Genomic DNA, 19215 nt, shown 5'->3' with positions numbered 1-19215 from the left:
CCGGTATGCCCCACCGAAGGCCACGTTCTTTTGTCCCGTGACGTTGTCGCGCGCCTTACCCGATGCGCAGGCATCGGGTCGCAACACGCTCCTAGCCACGAAACAAAATAACATGGTCAGAGTGGTTCATATTATCCCGGAAATGCTCTAAATACCAAGATAGGCTTCGATGACTTTCTCGTTGGATAAAAGTTCCTCGCCGGTCCCCGACAGGGTGACGTGTCCGGCTTCCAGCACATAAGCCCGGTCGGCAATTTCCAGGGCCATGAAGGCGTTCTGTTCGACCATGAAGATGGTCGTCCCGGCGCTGCGAAGCTGGCTGACAATTTCAAAAATCTCGTCAACAAGAAGCGGCGCCAGCCCCATGCTGGGTTCATCGAGCAACAGAATGCGCGGTTTGGCCATCAGGGCGCGACCCATGGTCAACATTTGTTGCTGGCCACCTGACAAGGTTCCGGCCATCTGGTGGCGCTTTTCCTTAAGGATTGGAAAGCGGGCATACATTTCCTCAATGGTGCGCGCGGCTTCCGCACGCTCCCGGGTATAGGAACCGAGCAGCAGGTTATCCTCCACCGACATGGGGCCAAACACCTGTCGCCCTTCGGGCACCTGGACAACGCCTAACTTGACCCGCCGGGAAGACGAAAACGTGGTAATATCCCTGTTCGCCAGCGTGACGGTTCCCTCGCTGGGCGGTTGAACGCCCGATATGGTGCGAAGCAGGGTTGTTTTGCCAGCCCCGTTGGCGCCGACAAGGGCAACCAGTTCGCCTTCATCAACATCAACATCAATGCTGTGAAGGGCCTGGATGCGACCGTACCGGCTTGAGAGATTTCGGATTTCCAATAACATTTAGCGAGCACCCCGCCTGTGGCCCAAATAAGCCTCGATGACATCTGGGTTCTTGCGGATTTCCTCGGCCGTGCCTTCGGCCAGTTTACGACCGCTGTCGAGAACCAGGATGTGATCGGACACACCCATCACCAGTTTCATGTCGTGCTCAACCAGAATGACCGTAATGCCCTTTTCAGCGACCCGCTTGATCAGATCGTCAATTTCGCTGGTTTCTGAAGGGTTCAGGCCGGCCGCCGGTTCATCGAGCAACAGGATGCCCGGCTCACTGGCCAGGGCGCGGGCAATTTCCAGCCACTTTAGGGCGCCATAAGGCATGGAGCCTGCGTCACTGCCAATAAACTTTTCAAGCCCCACATCACACATGATTTGTTCGGCCCGCTCACGGCATTCACGTTCGCCGCGTTTGATCGAAGCCAAACCAAACAGGCCCGGTAGAAATCGGCTGTCTGTTTTCAGGTGATTGCCGACCATGACATTATCAACGGCGCTCATATTGAAAAATATCTGCAAGTTCTGGAACGTGCGCGATATGCCGTGCCTGGCGAGTTCATAGGTGGGGACGTTGGTGATGTCCCGGTCGTTGAAGAAAACCTGCCCCGAACTTGGGCTGTAAACACCGGTGATTAAATTAAACAGAGTTGTTTTTCCGGCCCCGTTCGGGCCGATGATGGAATGAATGGTGCCCGGATTGACGCTAAAGCTCATGTCTTCAACCGCGTGAACGCCACCAAAAGACATGTTCAGGTTTTCGACGCGAAGCATGCTCATTTGCGCCACCTGTTGAAAGCGGATTGCAGGGTTGGCACCAGGCCGCGCCGCATGAAGATCATGGTGATCATCATCGCCGCCCCGAACACCAGCATTTCGTAGTCATGAAAAACGGTCAGCAGTTGGGGCAGCAGGGTCAGCACGGCAGCCCCGACAACAGCACCGAAAACAGATGCCATGCCGCCCAGCACGACCATGGTTACGAGCTCGATGGAGTGGAAAAAATCGGCCTCCGAGGGCGTCAGGAAGCCGGAATAATGGGCATACAGGGAACCCGCGATACTGGCGAATACGGCGGAGACGACAAACACCAGGGATTTGTAACGGGCCACATCAACACCGGCGACAGAAGCCGCCACTTCCGACCCATGGACGGCGCGCAGGGCCCGGCCAACGGGTGAATTAATCAGGTTTAGGGCCATCCACACCGCAATCAGTAACAGACCGCTAACCATCCAGTACCAGGTCAGCTCATTTCCCGGTTCCCAGCCAAAAATGGAAAAACCGGCGACCGGCATACCATCGGGGCCGCCGGTCAAATCGCCTTCCTGGTTGAGGACAATCGAGATAACGATACCCATCCCCAACGTACCCATGGCCAGATAATGGCCACGCAGTTTCATTACCGGGCGGGCGAGAATATAGGCGAGGAGACCGACAAACAGCGCCCCCGATATCAAGGCGACGATCGGCGACCAACCATGGTTGCTCACCAGAATGCCGGAAAAATATGCCCCTAGGCCAAAAAAACCGGCATGTCCCAGGCTGATCTGACCGGCATAACCGATCAACAGATTTAGGCCCACACAGACGATGGCGTTGATGCCAACCAGAATGACGACGTCAAAATAAAAACTGTTGGGCAGGAAGAATGGCAGGATGGCAATGATAAGAGCCAGACTGAGGATGCCGCCGGTTTCAGGTTTTGATAAAGCGTTCATACCCGTTCGGTCCCGCGTCCGCCAAACAGGCCGTTGGGCATCAGGAACAGAACGGCCAGAATGATGATGAAGGCGACCGCGTCCTTGTAGGCCGAAGAAATATAGCCTGCAGTCATGGCTTCACTGATGCCGACAAGCAACCCCCCGGCAATCGCACCCATGGGTTTGCCAAGCCCGCCCAGTACCGCAGCGCAAAACCCTTTCAGGCCCAGCATGATGCCGACGCCCGTGTAGGTCAGCGATATGGGTGCGATCAGGATGCCGGCACTGGCGCCAAGCAGGGCCGACAGTCCGAAGCTCATCAGCAGGACCATGGATGTGTCGATACCCATTAATTTGGCGGCCAGCGGATTGTGGGATGTGGCGATGATCGCCTTGCCCGTCATGGAGCGGGTAAAGAACATGTGCAAGGCAATAACGATGACGACCGTGCTGCAAAGAATCCATAAACTTTGCGGCAGGATCGATGCGCCCGCGACCATGATCGGGTCACTACCTGAAAACGAGTCCACGCTGTGGAAGTTGCGATCCCAGACCAATTGGGCAGCTCCCCTAAGGAAAATGGAAGCCCCGATGGTGATGATAATCAAGGTGACGATGGGGGCGTCGCGGGCTGGCTCAACGGCTAATTTTTCAAGACCGAAGCCAACAACCACTGTCAGTGCAATGGCGAGCAAAACGGCGATTGGCATGGGTAATCCCAGACCAATAAAAAAGACCGTGCCCATGCCGCCAAGCATGACAAATTCGCCCTGGGCAAAATTGATGACGTTACTGGCATTATAAATAATCGCAAAGCCAAGGCCGACGAGGGCGTAAATGGCGCCGACAGTAATGCCTGAAAACAGAAACTGTAAGAACTCTGCGTACATGGGATAAAATTATGCCATAAAAAAAGTGGCTCCCCCATACGGAAATGAGGGAGCCATTATCTACAAAGTGCGAAGATTTATTTAAGCATCTTCCAGTCGCCACCCTTAACTTCGACCATGACGAAAGAAGCTTCGTCGAGACCCAAGTGATCGGTCGGGGACATCGTGTAGATGCCGTCAACACCAATGAAGTTATTGGTCTTTTCGAGTTCGGCCAGAACGGCGGCCTTGTCGGTCGAACCTGCCCGGGTGATCGCTTCAACAGCAAGCATCAGGCCATCATAGGCGTGTCCGCCAAAGGATGAAATTTCACTACCGGCTTTTGCTTCGTACATTTTTTTGTAAGCGCTAGCGACTTTCTTTTGCGGATGGCTGTCAGGCAAGGCATCGACAACAACCAGGGCCGCTGCCGGAAGGCGAACGCCTTCAGCACCGCCATCGGCGTTCTTGATGAAGGACTTGGATGCTGAACCGTGCGTCTGGTAATGAGGAATGCTGACACCCAGTTGCTTGAAGTTCTTGGCGACAATCGATGTCGCGCCGCCAAAACCGCAATACAGCATGGCTTGTACACCAGCGGCGTTTTTGATTTTGGTGATCTGGGCGGTCATGTCGGTGTCACCCTTGCCATGGGTCTCATCGGCGACAACGCTCATGCCGGCGCCTGCGGCCAGGGCGAGAACGTTCTTGCGGCAGGACTTGTCAAATCCACCACTGCCTGAAAGCAAGCCGACCTTGGAAATGCCACGGGCTTTCATGTCTGTGTAGATTTTTTTAACGGCCAATGTGTCCGTATGGGGTGTCTTGAAGACCCATTTTTTGACCGGATTGATAATGACGCCGGCTCCGCCAAAGGAAATGAAGGGAATGCCCGCTTTTTCGACGATGGGAATAACTGCCATGGTCGCCCCGGTGGTCGAACCGGCGAGAAGAATGTCAACCTTATCGTCGTTGATCAAACGCTTGGCGAAGGGAACGGCTTTTTTTGGATTGCCGCCGGAATCATAAACAATGAGTTCAAGTTTGCGGCCAAGAACGCCACCCTCGGCGTTGATTTTCTCGACGTACATATCGAGGGTTTTCTTTTCCGGATCGCCAAGGAATGACGCGCCACCTGTAACGGCTAGAAACGAGCCGATCTTGATGGGCTCTGCGGCCTTTGCATTGCTTGCTACCAAGCCAATGGCGCTAGCCGCGACAAGGGCCGTGAGCCCGGCCTTTTTGAAAAGCGATTTCATCCTGATTTTCCTTCCTGTTTTAGGGCTTTTTGCATTCGTATTGTTTTTTAATATGTCTTCTCGTACCAAATTACTGGAATTAAACAATCCCCACAACGCTTTTGTGGAAAATTAGGTAAAATTATAATTCCTCCTTGGCCTGGGCTATGGTTTGCATCAAGCCTTGACCGCTTGAATCTTCCGGTTTGTGGGCATCAAGATAATACTCAAACAGCGAAATAAAGCTTTCGACCGTATGATTTGGGTCCTTGGGTGACTGTTCGGAGCGGAAAAAAGCGTAAGCTGAAAAATTAGCCGCCGCGTGACGCAAACTTTCAGCAACGTCTTCTGCTGCGTGGCCATCGCCCATAGCGTCATTGGCCAGATTGATGATGTGGTTGGAGAGGGAAACCTGTTCGGATTCAGGATTATTATCAGACATTATAATGCAGCCTCGGTGGTTTTGGTTTTGCGATAATCATTTCAAAGCCTAGTCAAAACATGACTTTAATAAAATAGATTTCTATGGACAGGGCACGGATTGCGGTGTGTGTTTGACATTCAGGACATGCTGGTCCGATAGTATTGGTATAATTTAAACCCTGCGCAGGAAGACTTATGACAGATCAACCGCCCGCCCAAAAGGCAGACGATATTCCCCGAACCATGGATATCGGCGTTGTTCTTGAGCGTCGTGATATTGATAACCGCTGGGCCGATCATGAATGGAAACTGGTCGGGGTCATTCCCGGCGGAGTGGATATGGAAGACTGGCAAGTGTTGCGCGAGGGCGATGGCTGGACCCATTTTTTCGCCGGCATGATGCAATTGGAACTGTTCCCCAGAGAAACCGAAGGCTACAAAGTCAATCTCAGCCAGTCACCACCACAGGTATTTGTCGTTCTGCGCCCCGAAGAAGAAGGCGCCCATGAACACGAAGTAACGGCTTTTGAGGCAACACTCTGCCCGTTCGAGGCAGAAGGGTATGATGAGAGCGGCGATGAATGGGTCGAAGGTGTCCAGATGCCGGAAATAATTCATGGCTGGGCGCAAGCATTTGTCGAGCGTCACCATGTTGATGTGCCGTTCAAGAAACGCAAACGCAAAGCCTACGATCCCCGTAAGGCGCGGGGTGAACGCAGACCTCCCGGAAGGCAAAATGGCTGAAAAAACATTTATCAACAGATGGTCACAAACCAAACTGGCCGACACCGACAAGGTTGATGAACCTGATCAGCTTGCCGAAGCGCTTCCTGATGGCTCAGGTGATGAAGTAGCAACGACGGAAGAGCAGGTAGTCGCCGATTTGCCGCCCATCGAGTCTCTTGACGGGGATTCCGATTACACGGGCTTTTTGGGTGAGAATGTGCCCGAGGAACTGGCCCGGAAGGCTTTGCGTAAACTGTGGACCAGCAACCCGGTATTCGCCAACCTTGATGGCCTCAATGATTATGACGATGATTATTCGGCCCTCGGCATCGTCGAAATGGTTGTCGAGACGGCGTACAAAGTCGGCAAGGGACTGGTTGAGGAAGATGAAGCCGAAATTGAAGAGGAACTGGCAGAAGATGAAGCTGTAAGCGAAGACCCTGTTGCGGAGCAGGAATCCTCGGAACACGCCGATGACGAGCCATCTCAATTGGCCGAGCAAGCCGAACTGCCGGTTCCGCATGGTGGAAAAGATTAATATTAGAGAAAATTAAGGTAATAGTCTTTATAAGGGCTTATGGCACTTTAAGCTTGCTCCCCTCCTGTTCATTACAATAATTAAAATTGACTCGATGCCGAGAGTCCTCCCAAATGCATGGATAAATGGCGGTTTTTCTGCTATAACTTTAGTCTTAATAAAAAAGAACAACGAGCCATAACGAAAAGCCTCGGAGGGGCTGTTATGAATGAAGGTCGGGGAGGCCAGATTTCACAAGCTGAGGGTGATGACGAGCTTCTGCGCGCCCGTTTCTATGCCCTTTTATCGAACCTCCTCACGAAACCTCCGACCCCTGAAACCATCGAAATGTTGCGTTCCATTGAAGGCGACGATAGCCCCATGGGAAAAGCTCTTGGCGCTTTATCTGCCGCTGCCAGGAAGGCGACACCTGAGGATATCGAAGAAGAATTCACCAAGCTGTTTTACGGGGTTGGCGCCGGTGGCGAGCTGCTGCCTTATGCATCCCATTACCTGACCGGGCTGCTTTATGACAAGCCGCTGGCCGTCTTGCGTGGCGAGATGTCGCGCCTGGGGCTGCAGGGTGACCCGAAAGCAACGGAACCCGAAGACCACATCGCAACCGTGCTGGAAGTCATGCACACGCTTATCCTGGGCCATCGCGGCCCGGAAGGCGACGGCTGTCAGCAATCATTTTTCAGAGCCCATCTTTTGTCGTGGGCACCAATGTTTTTCACTGATCTTGAAGAGGCGGAAAACGCATCACTGTACGTGCCGGTTGGAACGATTGGCACGTTGTTGATGGAAATTGAAGAACAGGCATTTGACATGGCGGCCTGATGATCAGGGCCGCAAAGGAACGTTAATTTTTTCCGGCATTCACCGGAATGAAAGTGGGAGAGCAAGATGACGAAGAAGAAAACCGAAATCAAATCAGAACGGTTGCCCAGACGTGAATTCCTTAAAGGCGCCGCCCTGTCGGCTGGCGCTGCCGCAGTTGCCGCGGTCGGCACCGCACCGAAGGTCAGCGAAGCTGCCGAATCGAAGACTTCAGCTACTGGCGGTTATCAGGAAACCGACCATGTCCGCACGTACTATTCCTTGGCCCGGTTCTAGAGGGGAGAGAACAGCATGTTAATTAAAAAATCAAACGGAACATCAAAGAATTCACGGCTCAGTCAGGCCCTTGCCGGATCAATCGGCGGGGCAATTGATCGACGCACGTTCCTGCGCAACTCCGGCCTGACGGCTGGTGGTGTGGCGCTGGCCTCTGCGGCGACACTGGGTCACGTTCAACCGGCTGCTGCCCAGGCCACGGCAAGCAAAGCCAAGCGCATTGCTTCGGTTTGCACCCACTGTTCTGTCGGCTGCGGCGTTATTGCCGAAGTTGAAGACGGTGTCTGGACCGGTCAGGAGCCGGACTTCGACAGCCCGATCAATCTTGGCAGCCACTGCGCCAAGGGTGCCAGTGTCCGCGAACATGCCCATAACGAGCGCCGCCTGAAATACCCGATGAAATTGGAAGGCGGCAAATGGAAGCGGGTTTCCTGGGACGAGGCAATCGGCGAAATCGGCGACAAGATGCTCGATATCCGCAAGACCTCTGGTCCTGATTCGGTTTATTGGCTGGGATCGGCCAAATTCAGTAACGAACAGTCTTACCTGTTCCGCAAGTTCTACGCCTACTGGGGTTCCAACAACGGTGATCACCAGGCGCGTATTTGCCACTCAACGACCGTCGCCGGTGTTGCTAATACTTGGGGCTACGGGGCGATGACCAACTCGTACAACGACATCCATAATTCCAAGGCGATGTTCCTGATTGGCTCCAACCCGGCCGAAGCCCATCCGGTTGCCTTGCAGCATCTTCTTAAAGCCAAGGAACAGAACAATGCGGCGCTGATTGTCTGTGATCCGCGCTTCACCCGCACCGCGGCCCATGCTGATGAATACGTCCGCTTCCGCCCCGGTACGGATGTTGCTTTGATCTGGGGTATTCTGTGGCATGTGTTCGAGAACAGCTGGGAAGATAAAGAGTTTATCCGCCAGCGCGTTTGGGGCCTGGACCAGGTTCGCAAAGAGATCAACAAATGGACACCTGAAGAAACCGAAAGGGTTACGGGCGTTCCGGGTTCGCAGTTGAAGCGCGTCGCCCGGATCATGGCCAATAACCGTCCCGGCACGTTCATCTGGTGCATGGGCGGCACCCAGCACACCAATGGTAACAACAACACCCGCGCTTACTGCATCATGCAACTGGCCCTCGGCAACATGGGCAAGCAGGGCGGTGGTGCCAATATTTTCCGTGGCCACGACAATGTTCAGGGGGCGACCGACTTCTGCATCCTGTCCCATTCATTGCCCGGTTATTACGGCCTTAAAACCGGTTCATGGAAGCACTGGGCGCGTGTCTGGGAGACTGATTACAACTGGTTGAAGGGCCGTTTTGCGACCCAGAAACTGATGGAATCAAAAGGCATCCCGGTATCACGCTGGATTGATGGCGTGCTCGAGAAAAAGGACAACATCGACCAACCCGATAACGTTCGGGCGATGGTGCTTTGGGGCCACGCGGTCAACTCGCAGACCCGTCTGCCGGAAATGAAAACGGCGATGGAAAAACTCGACCTGATGGTGGTCATTGATCCTGTACCAACTTTTGCTGCGGTCATTCCTGATCGCAAGGACGGGGTCTACGTCCTACCGGCCTGTACACAGTTCGAAACCTATGGTTCGGTGACAGCGTCAAACCGTTCCCTGCAATGGCGTGACAAAGTCGTTGAACCGGTTTTCGAATCCAAGCCCGACCATGAAATCATGTACATGTTTGCCAAGAAGCTGGGCATGGACAAAGAGATGTTCAAGAACATCAAGGTCAACGGTAACGAACCTTTTGTCGAAGACATTACCCGCGAATTTAACAGGGGAATGTGGACCATCGGTTATACCGGCCAGTCGCCGGAACGGATGAAAAAACAAATGGCCAACAAAGTCACCTTTGACCGGACCACCTTGCAAGCCAGAGGTGGCCCCTGCGATGGTGAGTATTATGGTCTGCCCTGGCCTTGCTGGGGAACGGCGGAAATGGGTCATCCGGGAACACCTGTTCTTTATGATCCGTCAAAACCGGTGGCCGAAGGTGGCCTGACTTTCCGGGCCCGCTTTGGCGTCGAAAAAGACGGTCAAAATCTTCTCGCCGAAGGATCTTATTCAGTCGGTTCGGAAATCAAGGATGGTTATCCTGAATTCTCCATGGCGATGCTCAAGAAACTGGGCTGGGACAAGGACCTGACGGCGGCTGAAAAGGCTATCATGGCCAAGGGTGTCGGTGACAAGAGCAACTGGAAAACCGACCTTTCAGGTGGTATCCAGCGCGTCGCTATCAAGCATGGTTGCGCACCGTTTGGAAATGCCAAGGCCCGTACCGTGGTCTGGACATTCCCCGACCCGGTGCCCATCCACAGGGAGCCCCTGTACACACCAAGGCGTGATCTGGTCCCTGATTATCCGACTTACAAGGATACCAGGAACTACCGTCTGCCGACCCTTTACGAGTCGATCCAAAAGCAGGATTTCTCGAAAAAGTTCCCGACCATCCTGACCACAGGCAGACTTGTTGAATACGAAGGTGGCGGCGATGAAAGCCGTTCCAACAAGTGGCTGGCCGAATTGCAGCAGGAAATGTTCTGTGAGGTTAATGCGGTCGATGCCAATAACGCCGGTATCAGGGACGGTCAGGATATGTGGCTTTATAGCCCTGAAGGCGGCAAGGTTCTGATCAAGGCGATGATTACCGATCGGGTTGCCGCCGGTGTTTGCTTTATGCCGTTCCACTTTGGTGGCCATTGGCAGGGCAAAGATCTAAGGGATAAATATCCCGAAGGCACGGATCCATACGTTCTTGGTGAAGCGGCCAATATGTGCGGCACCTACGGTTATGATTCGGTGACGCAAATGCAAGAATCCAAAGTGACACTTTGTCGCATCGAAGCAGCATAAGGGGAGCAAGAAAATGGCACGTATGAAATTTCTCTGTGACGCCGAACGCTGCATCGAATGTAATGGCTGTGTTACGGCTTGTAAAAACGCTAACGAAGTTCCTTGGGGCATCAACCGCCGCAGGGTCGTCACCATTAACGACGGCAGGGCGGGCGAGCGATCCATTTCGGTGGCTTGTATGCATTGCTCGGATGCACCGTGTATAGCGGTCTGTCCGGTTGATTGCATCTACGACACCGAACAGGGCGTCGTTTTGCATTCCAAGGATTTATGCATCGGTTGTGGTTATTGCTTCTACGCTTGCCCGTTTGGCGCGCCGCAATACCCGCAAGCCGGCAGCTACGGCTCGCGCGGCAAGATGGACAAATGCACCTTCTGCAACGGTGGCCCTGAAGAAGATTTCTCGTTGGCCGAAAAAACCAAATACGGCGCCAATCGCCTGGCCGCAGGAAAGCTTCCGTTGTGCGCAGAAATGTGCGCGACCAAGGCCTTGCTCGGTGGTGATGGCAATGAAGTCTCCAACATTTACCGGGAGCGTGTTGTGTCCCGCGGCTTCGGCTCGGGTGCCTGGGGTTGGGGAACGGCCTACGAGAAAAAAGGCGGAGGTTGAGCAGGCAAGTCTGCCTCGCACGAACGGGGCAGACACCTTCTCAAAGGAGCGACTGTAGTATGGCCGATTTGCATAAGCGTGTGCTGTTCTTGGGAATGGTGACATTGATCGCCGTATCCCTTGGCGCTTGCCGCGATGAGGAACAAGGACGCTTGCTAAGCCTACAAGCGGGTAAATTTCTTGGATCAAATCCGGACAAAACCTTAAGCCGAAATCAGTTGGCCAGTTTACGTAACCGTATGGTTCATCAGTCCGGCTCTTCCAGACCGGTTGGTGGGGCGAAAATATCCGGCTCTGCTTCTATCAACAGGGCGAAATTGCAATCCATGCGTATCAGGGCCTGGTCTCAGTCGGGAAGACAATAGCCATGAATAAGTCGATGAAAAAAAGACTGCCCTTCAAACGCCTGACCGTGATGGCGTGTTTCATGATGTTGTTTGTCTGGGTGTTTGCCGCTGGAATGACCGGGTCTTTTGATCTTAAGTCCCAGGCTTATGCGCAAACGAGTGGCAATGTTCCGGGAAAAACCCTGGGCAATCAGAGCGATTCTGATTTCTGGCGCCAGCTGCGTCGTGGCCAGCCTTTTGACCTTTCGGGCACCCCGGGCGGGATGCAGGTTCTTATTCAGACGCCGGGGGAAGAGTGGCGGTCATTAAGAAATGGCCCACTTTCCTACTGGGGCGGTCTATTAATCCTTGTGTCCCTGGTTTTTGTTATCGTGTTCTTCCTTGTTCATGGCCGCATCAAGATGACGGGTGGGCGAACGGGCAGGGCGGTTCCCCGGTTCTCGCAACCGGAACGATGGATACACTGGTTTATTGCCAGCCTGTTTATTCTGCTTGGTTTCAGTGGCCTGTTTGTGATGTTCGGGCGTTATGTGATTTCGCCGATCATCGGCAAAGACGCCTGGTCAGCCGTCGCCAGCGCCTCGATGCAAGCCCATAACCTGCTGGGCCCACTTTTTATTGTCGCCCTGGTCATCATGCTTGGCGTCTATTTGAAGGATAATATCTGGCAGAAGGGTGATTTGACCTGGGTGATGCAGGGCGGCTTCTTCTCCAAGGGGCATCCGCCAAGCTGGAAATACAATCTGGGCGAAAAATTCTGGTACTGGTTGCTGTTCTTTGCCGGGCTGGCGGTTTCGGGTTCAGGCTTATTGCTCGATTTCCCGTGGCTGGCGGAGCGCGTCCAGCAGTTGCAACTGGCGCACCTGATACATGGCGGGTCTGCGGTTATTCTAATCGCCGTCTCGCTTGTTCATATCTATCTGGGCACCATCGGTGTTGAAGGGGCGCTTGAAGGCATGACACAAGGTTATGTCGATGAAAAGTGGGCCCAGGAACATCACGGCTGGTGGGCCGAAGAGGCGATGGCTGAAGGCGAGGACGTTGTAGAAGGCGCCGTGCAGGCTGGTCAACCAGACAACATGCCAGCGGAATGATCGCATAAATTAAAACGGTCACGAAAAGAAGGACGAGGCGAATGACATTTCTTGAAATTACAGAAGGTCCGCTGTGGGTGTTGGCATCAAGCGTTTTTGTCCTCGGTGCCCTGTGGCGGATTATCGGTATCATCCGGTTTGGCCGTAAACCGGATATTTCAATTCCTCGTGCGTCGGCCCTGATGGGTGCGATCAAGGGGCAATTCCTCCACTTTGTCCCCCACGGTGGTTTTTCTTTCCGTACCCGCTATCACCTGGTCGCGGGCTATATGTTCCATCTGGGACTTTTCGCCTTGTTGATTTATGCGGCCCCACATGTGTTGTTCCTGAAAGAAAATGTCGTTGGCTTCGATTGGGTGACGATGCCGCGCTGGGGCTTTATCCTGAGCGCCGAAATTGCTTTTGCCGGTTTGATCCTGCTGTGGATCAGGCGCATCTCGGATCCGGTGATGATTCAAATTTCCGATGCCGATGATCATATTGCATCATGGTTGACGTTCCTTGCCATGTTGACCGGCTGCCTTGCATTGGATGAAAGTCACGACAGTTTGCGCGCCCTTCACATGCTGAGCGTCGAAATCTGGCTTATATACTTCCCGTTTAGCCGCCTGATGCACGCGGTTACCTTTGTCTTCAGTCGTGGCTATACAGGCGCCTTCTTTGGTCGCCGGGGAGTCGTGCCATGAGTGTTTCAGCCGCTATCGAAACTTTCGTCAATAATATTGATGCCTCTGCCGCGGCCTATCTGGATTCTTGTGTTCATTGTGGCCAGTGTGCCCAGGCTTGTCATTTTTATGAGACGACCGGCGATGTGCGCTACACACCGGTATGGAAGCTGGAACCCATGCGGCGTGTTTACAAACGCCATAAAGCTCCGCTTTCAGGCATCAAGAAGATGTTTGGCCTGGTTCCTGATGAAGTCGACGAAGATATGCTTAAAGAGTGGGAAGAGCTGATTTATGATTCATGCACCTTGTGTGGGCGTTGCACCATTGTTTGTCCTATGGGCATCGACATTGCGGGTCTTGTGCGCAAATCCCGTGAAGCGATGGTCGCCGCAGGGCTGGTGCCTGAAGGCCTGAACGCAGCCGCCAAGCGGGTGCTGGAAATTGGCCGCCCACTTGGTATTAAACCTGAAATCATGGCCAAGATTGTCGGCGAACAAGCCGAAGAAGTTGGCATCCCTATCGAACTTAATAAGGTCGGCGTTGACTACATGATTATCCTGTCAGCGATGGAAGTTCTGAACTTCTATGAAGTGATCGGTGCACTGGCGCGCATTTTCAAACAGGCCGGTGTGACCTGGACCATATCGACGGAAGCTTATGAGGCAACAAATGTCGGTATCCAGATGGGCGACAAGGAAATCGCCAGAACATTGGTCCAGCGTATCGTTGATGCGGCTGAAAAACTGCAGGTCAAATACGTTGTCAGTCCGGAATGTGGCCATGCCTATTCGGCGCTGAATTGGGAAGGCCCTAATCTTGTCGGCAAGAATTATGATTTTGAAGTTATTCATATTCTCGAGTTGCTCGACCAACTTGTCCGTGAAGGCCGGATCAAAACCAAAAGCGAGCTTGATCAACGCCGGGTCACTTTCCATGATCCATGCCAAATCGTCCGCCGGGGCGGTATCGTTGATGAACCGAGAAACCTTCTGCATATGGTAAGTGACAATTTCATCGAGATGGAAAATTATGGCGTCGCCAATATTTGTTGCGGCGGCGGTGGTGGCGTCAGTTCCAATTCAAGAGCCGAAGAATTGCGGATTAAATCATTTGGGGCCAAGAAGAAGCAACTTGATGCGGTGGGCCCCGAAGCGCTGGTTACGGCCTGTGGTAATTGCCGAAATGTTCTGGAAGAGGCCATCGACGAATTCGGGATGGACCTTCCCGTTCTGGGACTCACTGAACTGGTGGCCGAATACCTCGATGACTAACTCTTGATAGATGTCTTCCCTTTTGCCGGCTACCCCGTAGCCTTGTACGGTCTTGATGAGGCCGGGCTTTATACTGCCCGCGCCCTGCACGCGGGACAGGCCGAACTTTCGACGTGGGATAGCGACCCGGATAATCGGGCACACGCCGCTGGAGGCGGCATCACGACTAAAGATTTCACAGCAGACGATCTTCGGCAGTTCACGACGCTGGTGGTTTCCGCCCATGCATGGGAAACCGATCCGGCGGCTAAAGATCTTGCAGCCCGGGCTCTTGAGCAGAATGTGGAAGTCATTTGCGATGTCGAGCTTTTGGCGCGAACCCAGCGCGAGGCGGCTTATGTTGGAATATCGGGTGCTTACGGCAAATCCTTAACGGCGGCGATTGTCACCTACCTGTTGCAGGTTACAGGCCGTGAAGGGGAAATGGCGGGATTGTCCGGCACGTCCGCCTTGAACACCGATCCGCTTGGGGTCGAAGGGGTTTATGTTGCCGAGATGACGCCTTTCAGGGTCGCCCATACGGTTTCCATCACGTTCGATGTTGCGGTGCTGTTGAACATGGATAGCGCAATGAAGCGTGCCGAAGCCTTGCAGATTTTTCATCGCCAGACCGAACCGCGGGCCGCCATCATCAGTATTGACGATAAAGCATCGCAGGCGATTTTTAAGAAATTATCGAAAGCCGCTGAACAACGGGTGTTCCCCATTTCAACAAAACAAGTGATTAAGGGTGGCGCCTTTGTTCAGGATGGAGCGCTCTATGACAGTTTCGATGGTGGTGAGCCGGTGGTGGTGATGGATTTATCATCGATCCGACAATTCGCGGGACCCCATGCCCAGGCGAACGTGGTCGCGGCCTTTGCCACCGTGCGTGCCCTTGGTGTTGAGCCGCACGCGGCGATGGCGGCCATTCAGAGTTTTCCGGGCCTTGTTGATCATCGCGAGGAGATCGGGAAAATTGACGGCGTTCTTTATATCAACGATGCCGCCTCAACATCCCTTGATTGCGTGGCCAGCAGTTTCCAGGGTTATGATGATATTTGCTGGATCGGCGGTGGTGATCAAATTGGCGGGTCAATAGATGGTCTTAAAGCAGTTTCCGATCGCATCAAAGGAGCTTATCTTTTCGGTCAGGCCGGTAAGGATCTGGCCGAAGCCCTAGAGGGAAGCATTCGGACCCGGCCGTGTGATAATTTAGAGAAAGCCGTGCAAGCCGCACAGGGAGGGGCGTGGGATGTGGTTATTTTCGCACCCGGTTGCGGTTCAGGTGATGGTGACGCATTCTGTTCATTGGTCGAGGCCTTGCCCGGGATAAGAGACGATGAGGAATAAATGAAAATTTTTGGCATCGTCGGCATGAGCGGCAGCGGCAAGACAGAATTACTGGTTAAGCTGATCCCCGAATTAACGGCCCGGGGGGTCGGGGTTTCGACCATCAAACATACTCATCACAATGTTGAAGTCGATAAACCGGGCAAGGATTCATACCGCCATCGCAAGTCCGGCGCCAAGCAAGTGATGGTTGCCTCTGCCGGGCGCTGGTCGCTTATCCGTGAACTGCGCGATGCCCCCGAACCAACGCTGGGGGAGCTCATTGAAAAACTGGAACCGGTCGATTTGTTGCTGATCGAAGGTTTCAAGCGCGAAAGTCATGCCAAGCTGGAAGTTTTCCGCCACGATCACGAACAGGAATTACTGGCCCCCGGTGACGATAAAATTATTGCCGTTGCCAGTGACGGCCCGATTGAGGGCTTAAGTGTGCCGTTGATTGATTTGAATGATGTCAGCGCCGTCGCCGATTTTATTTTGTCATTTAACAAGCTGGAAAAAGCTTAATCATCATCAGGGCTGTCATTTTCCATCGCTTCGGCGGCTTGCTGGCGCAGGTCTTCGCGCTCTTTCAGATAATCCTCCGTGGTTTTCGTGCCACGTTGTTTTGATGCCCAGGGGTGCTCTTCCCCTTCGGCCATATCGATGACCCGGCAGTCGTCACACATGCGTAACCGGTCCAGGGATTTGGGGTCCTGGAACATGCTGTGGCCACGCATTTTCTCGATCATCTTCTCAATCGTCGAGCTGACCCCGAACGGCTTGCTGCAACGGATACACTCAAAGGGCTCTTCCTTCTTTAAGATTATCGCCTGGGCGTTCAGCGTCGTGAAGTCGATGTGCGGGTTCAGGCTGATGACATTTTCAGGGCAGGTGGTTTTGCACAATCCGCACTGAATGCAATTGCTTTCCTGGAACTTCAGCTCCGGTGCGTCCGGGTTGTCTCTAAGGGCTTTTGCCGGGCAGGCGTTAACGCATGACAGGCAAAGGGTACAGCCTTCGGTGTTAATAACGACGGCCCCGAATGGCGCGCCTTGTTCCAGTTCGATCACATCAACGGGGGCGGGCGCTTGGCCGTGCAGACTTTCGAGAATTTGGTTCAGGCGCTGGCGCTTGTTACCCAGTGCCATAAAGGTTGCAGCGCCAACGGATGCGGGCGGGCTCAGGGCATATAAGCGGGCTTCGACACTTTCGGGATCGGCCTGATCAATCAGGGACAGGCGATCCTCCCCGTAACCCAGGCCCTTTAAAATAGCGTTGGATGTGGCGAGCTGCTGGTTCAGGCCATCCTGTTCGTCCTGCTTGTGGGGTGGCGTCATAACCAGAATTTGAGATGCCCCGTAAGCGATGCCGGCAAGCAGGGTATCAATTCCGGCCTGGGTGACCTCGTTCAGCAGGAAAGGCAAAACTCCTGCCGGTAGTCCTTTGCCGGAACGGGCTATTGTGGCGATCATTTCATCACCGAATGTCCGGTCATGAATCATAAGGACAGGATTCTTGCCTCCGGCTTTAAGATACGTTGCCAGCAACGTGCGCAGACGCGCCAGGGTATCAACGCCACCCGGCATGGCGTACTCGATAGCACCGGTCGGGCAGGACCCGGCGCAACTTCCACAGCCAGCGCAGATATAGGGGTCTATGGCGACGCGCTCATCGGCTGATGTAATGGCGCCGGTCGGGCACAGATCAACGCACAGGGTGCAGCCGGGAATACCATTGCGACCATGGGCGCAGATGGCGCCGTCATAGTCCACATAACGGGGTTTCTCGAATTCTCCGACCATATCGGCAAGATCGAACAAGGCGCGTTCGATGCTGACCGGATCGCTTGTCGACGGATTGAAATAACCATCGCGTTTCTCTGATCCGGTGAACAGGGGGTCTGACCCGCTCAGGTCGAGAATAAGATCGGTCTTCAACGGGTTTGGCGAACCCGGTTGCCCAAATGTGTAGTTGCCCTTTGATGAAGGCAGACTGGGGGCGAGGGCTGAAAAAGCGATCTCGAAATTGCCCAGGTGCCCGCTCGCGGTCTCAACGGCGCCCGAAAACACGGGAAAATCCATCAATGCTGGCGGCATGACGGATTCCTTGGTCGTGTTTTGAAAAACCAGGGTGACATCAAGGCGTTGTGACAGACGTATGGCCGCCCCTAGCGCCATTTCGTCCCGCCCAAGGATCAAGACGGATCCATTAGATTCAAGGGTCAGATTGATTGCCGGTTTAACCGGGACGGCGGCTTCGGCGATCAGGGCAGCAATTTTTGGGCCTGCTTTCTTGCCTTCACCGGACCAGCCGGCGCGCTCGCGGATATTTACAAACGTCACCGCCGGGGGTTTTTCCTGCTCGTCGATGGCTTCAAGGAATACCGGCACTTCCTGGGTACAGGCCACAGTAACGGGTGTATCTCCCGCCAGTTCCCTGGACAGGTTTTCAATCTGGGCCCGACATAAACTGGTGTGGGAGGAGACCGGGGCGTCATCAAGGGCCTTGGAAAGAGCCTTGGCGTCCAGACTCATACTGGCGTCACAGTCGCAGATAAGAATTTTGTTGTTTTCCCCGGTCATAAGTCTCGTCACCTTTTGTAATAATTACAAACTAATCTACTACAATGTGTACCAGGGTTCTCCGGTTATTTTCTCGACCAGGTCAAGAAATGCCCTGACCGTTTTCAAACGCCGCCTTTGGGGGTCAAAGATCAGGTATTCGGTGATTTCCAGTGCCGGATCATTGAGTGGCACCCGCACGATGCGGTCATCCGAACCGGCATCGGCAACGGACATCAGGCTGACGCCAAGGCCGGCAATAACAAGTTCATGGACCGCCTGCCAGCTGTCAGTTTCCAAAATGTCTGCTGGTTGCAGCCCGGTCCTGGCCAAGGCGTCGTCAATCAAGCCACGGATATAGGTTGCCTTCTCTCTGACAATCAGGGTCTCCTCGATCAGGTCATTCAGCTTGATCGCTTTCTTTTTTGCCAGAAGATGGTCCGGGGCAAGGCAAACGACGACCGGATCGATGCTTAAGGGAATGACTCCGAAACCCTCGCCCCGCGGCGGTGCTGAGTGGACGGCAACATCGATATGGCGTTCTTTCAGGGAAATCAGAAGCTTTTCGCTGTTATCAAGGAAAAGCGATAGCCGGGGTTCGGGATACTGGTCCTTGAAGGCTTTCATAAAGGGGATGAGCTGATGAGGGCCGGTTGCGCCCAGCAAAAGATAGCCGCCTTTTAAATCCATCGCCCCGGTCAGCAGCGTTTCCACCTGCTCCATGCTTTCAAACAGTTTGCCTGTGATCGGTAGTAAATCGGCCCCGAATTTTGTTAGGGTTACTTTACGTCCCCGACGTTCAAACAACTGAACACCGTATCCTTCCTCGAGTGCGGAAACATGCAGAGAGAGCGTTGATTGCGAGATATTCTGGGCCCGCGCCGCTTTTGAAAAACCGCCCTCCATGGCGACACCATGGAAGGCGCGAAGGTGTGCTACACTTATTGCCATAATCAATAGTTTATATGGGAAAACTGTATTTGTTAAATATTAACTTTAGCCTCAATCTTCCCATTCAGAAAAAACCGTGCCACA

20 protein-coding genes are annotated in these 19215 nt (G+C 53.7%); 12 read left to right on the top strand and 8 right to left on the bottom strand.

What is annotated here, in order from left to right:
- Positions 1-147: 147 nt before the first annotated feature.
- The 6 genes from HOL66_00645 to HOL66_00620 all read right to left on the bottom strand — a co-directional run bounded on the left by HOL66_00645 (position 148) and on the right by HOL66_00620 (position 5095).
- Positions 148-852, bottom strand: a complete 705-nt coding sequence (locus tag HOL66_00645) for an ABC transporter ATP-binding protein (protein ID MBT5242732.1) — start codon at positions 850-852, stop codon at positions 148-150.
- Positions 853-1623, bottom strand: a complete 771-nt coding sequence (locus HOL66_00640) for an ABC transporter ATP-binding protein (GenBank protein MBT5242731.1) — start codon at positions 1621-1623, stop codon at positions 853-855.
- Positions 1620-2564, bottom strand: a complete 945-nt coding sequence (locus tag HOL66_00635) for a branched-chain amino acid ABC transporter permease (GenBank protein ID MBT5242730.1) — start codon at positions 2562-2564, stop codon at positions 1620-1622. Before HOL66_00635 ends, HOL66_00640 begins: the two co-directional genes overlap by 4 nt.
- Positions 2561-3436 (bottom strand): branched-chain amino acid ABC transporter permease, encoded by an 876-nt coding sequence (locus tag HOL66_00630; protein MBT5242729.1) that lies wholly within the window; start codon positions 3434-3436, stop codon positions 2561-2563. Before HOL66_00630 ends, HOL66_00635 begins: the two co-directional genes overlap by 4 nt.
- Positions 3437-3513: 77 nt before the next feature.
- Positions 3514-4674 (bottom strand): ABC transporter substrate-binding protein, encoded by a 1161-nt coding sequence (locus HOL66_00625; GenBank protein ID MBT5242728.1) that lies wholly within the window; start codon positions 4672-4674, stop codon positions 3514-3516.
- A gap of 121 nt (positions 4675-4795) precedes the next feature.
- Positions 4796-5095 carry a DUF3144 domain-containing protein gene (locus HOL66_00620; protein ID MBT5242727.1) on the bottom strand — a complete coding sequence of 100 codons (300 nt, stop codon included), beginning with the start codon at positions 5093-5095 and terminating at the stop codon, positions 4796-4798.
- 176 nt (positions 5096-5271) lie between these two features.
- Between HOL66_00620 and HOL66_00615 the strand changes: the two genes are divergently transcribed.
- From HOL66_00615 to mobB, 12 genes are all read left to right on the top strand, one after another.
- Positions 5272-5820: a DUF3305 domain-containing protein gene (locus tag HOL66_00615; GenBank protein ID MBT5242726.1), complete on the top strand. Its 549-nt coding sequence runs from the start codon at positions 5272-5274 to the stop codon at positions 5818-5820.
- Positions 5813-6340: a DUF3306 domain-containing protein gene (locus tag HOL66_00610; GenBank protein ID MBT5242725.1), complete on the top strand. Its 528-nt coding sequence runs from the start codon at positions 5813-5815 to the stop codon at positions 6338-6340. Before HOL66_00615 ends, HOL66_00610 begins: the two co-directional genes overlap by 8 nt.
- 204 nt (positions 6341-6544) lie before the next feature.
- A complete protein-coding gene (locus tag HOL66_00605) occupies positions 6545-7159 on the top strand; it encodes a molecular chaperone TorD family protein (protein MBT5242724.1) in 615 nt (204 codons plus the stop codon).
- A 66-nt stretch (positions 7160-7225) separates the two neighbouring features.
- Positions 7226-7435, top strand: coding sequence for a twin-arginine translocation signal domain-containing protein (locus HOL66_00600; GenBank protein MBT5242723.1), 210 nt, complete (start codon positions 7226-7228; stop codon positions 7433-7435).
- 15 nt (positions 7436-7450) lie between these two features.
- Positions 7451-10318, top strand: coding sequence for a molybdopterin-dependent oxidoreductase (locus HOL66_00595; protein ID MBT5242722.1), 2868 nt, complete (start codon positions 7451-7453; stop codon positions 10316-10318).
- Positions 10319-10331: 13 nt separating this feature from the next.
- Positions 10332-10928: a 4Fe-4S dicluster domain-containing protein gene (locus tag HOL66_00590; protein ID MBT5242721.1), complete on the top strand. Its 597-nt coding sequence runs from the start codon at positions 10332-10334 to the stop codon at positions 10926-10928.
- Positions 10929-10987: 59 nt separating this feature from the next.
- Positions 10988-11293 (top strand): hypothetical protein, encoded by a 306-nt coding sequence (locus HOL66_00585; protein MBT5242720.1) that lies wholly within the window; start codon positions 10988-10990, stop codon positions 11291-11293.
- 2 nt (positions 11294-11295) lie between these two features.
- Positions 11296-12369, top strand: coding sequence for a formate dehydrogenase subunit gamma (locus HOL66_00580; GenBank protein MBT5242719.1), 1074 nt, complete (start codon positions 11296-11298; stop codon positions 12367-12369).
- A gap of 41 nt (positions 12370-12410) precedes the next feature.
- A complete protein-coding gene (locus tag HOL66_00575; GenBank protein MBT5242718.1) occupies positions 12411-13055 on the top strand; it encodes a hypothetical protein in 645 nt (214 codons plus the stop codon).
- A complete protein-coding gene (locus tag HOL66_00570; GenBank protein MBT5242717.1) occupies positions 13052-14308 on the top strand; it encodes a (Fe-S)-binding protein in 1257 nt (418 codons plus the stop codon). Before HOL66_00575 ends, HOL66_00570 begins: the two co-directional genes overlap by 4 nt.
- A gap of 3 nt (positions 14309-14311) precedes the next feature.
- The gene (locus tag HOL66_00565; protein ID MBT5242716.1) at positions 14312-15640 is read left to right on the top strand and encodes a hypothetical protein; all 1329 of its coding nucleotides are present in this window, start codon (positions 14312-14314) and stop codon (positions 15638-15640) included.
- On the top strand, positions 15641-16144 hold the full coding sequence (gene mobB, locus HOL66_00560) for a molybdopterin-guanine dinucleotide biosynthesis protein B (GenBank protein ID MBT5242715.1): 504 nt from the start codon (positions 15641-15643) through the stop codon (positions 16142-16144).
- On the opposite strand, the gene HOL66_00555 is transcribed toward mobB, so the two are convergent.
- The gene (locus tag HOL66_00555) at positions 16141-18201 is read right to left on the bottom strand and encodes a 4Fe-4S binding protein (protein ID MBT5242714.1); all 2061 of its coding nucleotides are present in this window, start codon (positions 18199-18201) and stop codon (positions 16141-16143) included. The two genes, mobB and HOL66_00555, sit on opposite strands and share 4 nt — an antisense overlap.
- A gap of 39 nt (positions 18202-18240) precedes the next feature.
- Positions 18241-19131: a LysR family transcriptional regulator gene (locus tag HOL66_00550; protein ID MBT5242713.1), complete on the bottom strand. Its 891-nt coding sequence runs from the start codon at positions 19129-19131 to the stop codon at positions 18241-18243.
- Positions 19132-19215: the final 84 nt, after the last annotated feature.

It is taken from the genome of Rhodospirillaceae bacterium (assembly GCA_018662005.1).
Classification (GTDB): domain Bacteria; phylum Pseudomonadota; class Alphaproteobacteria; order Rhodospirillales; family JABHCV01; genus JACNJU01.
Note: the sequence above shows the minus strand (reverse complement) of the source record. Positions and strands in the feature narration are given on the sequence as shown.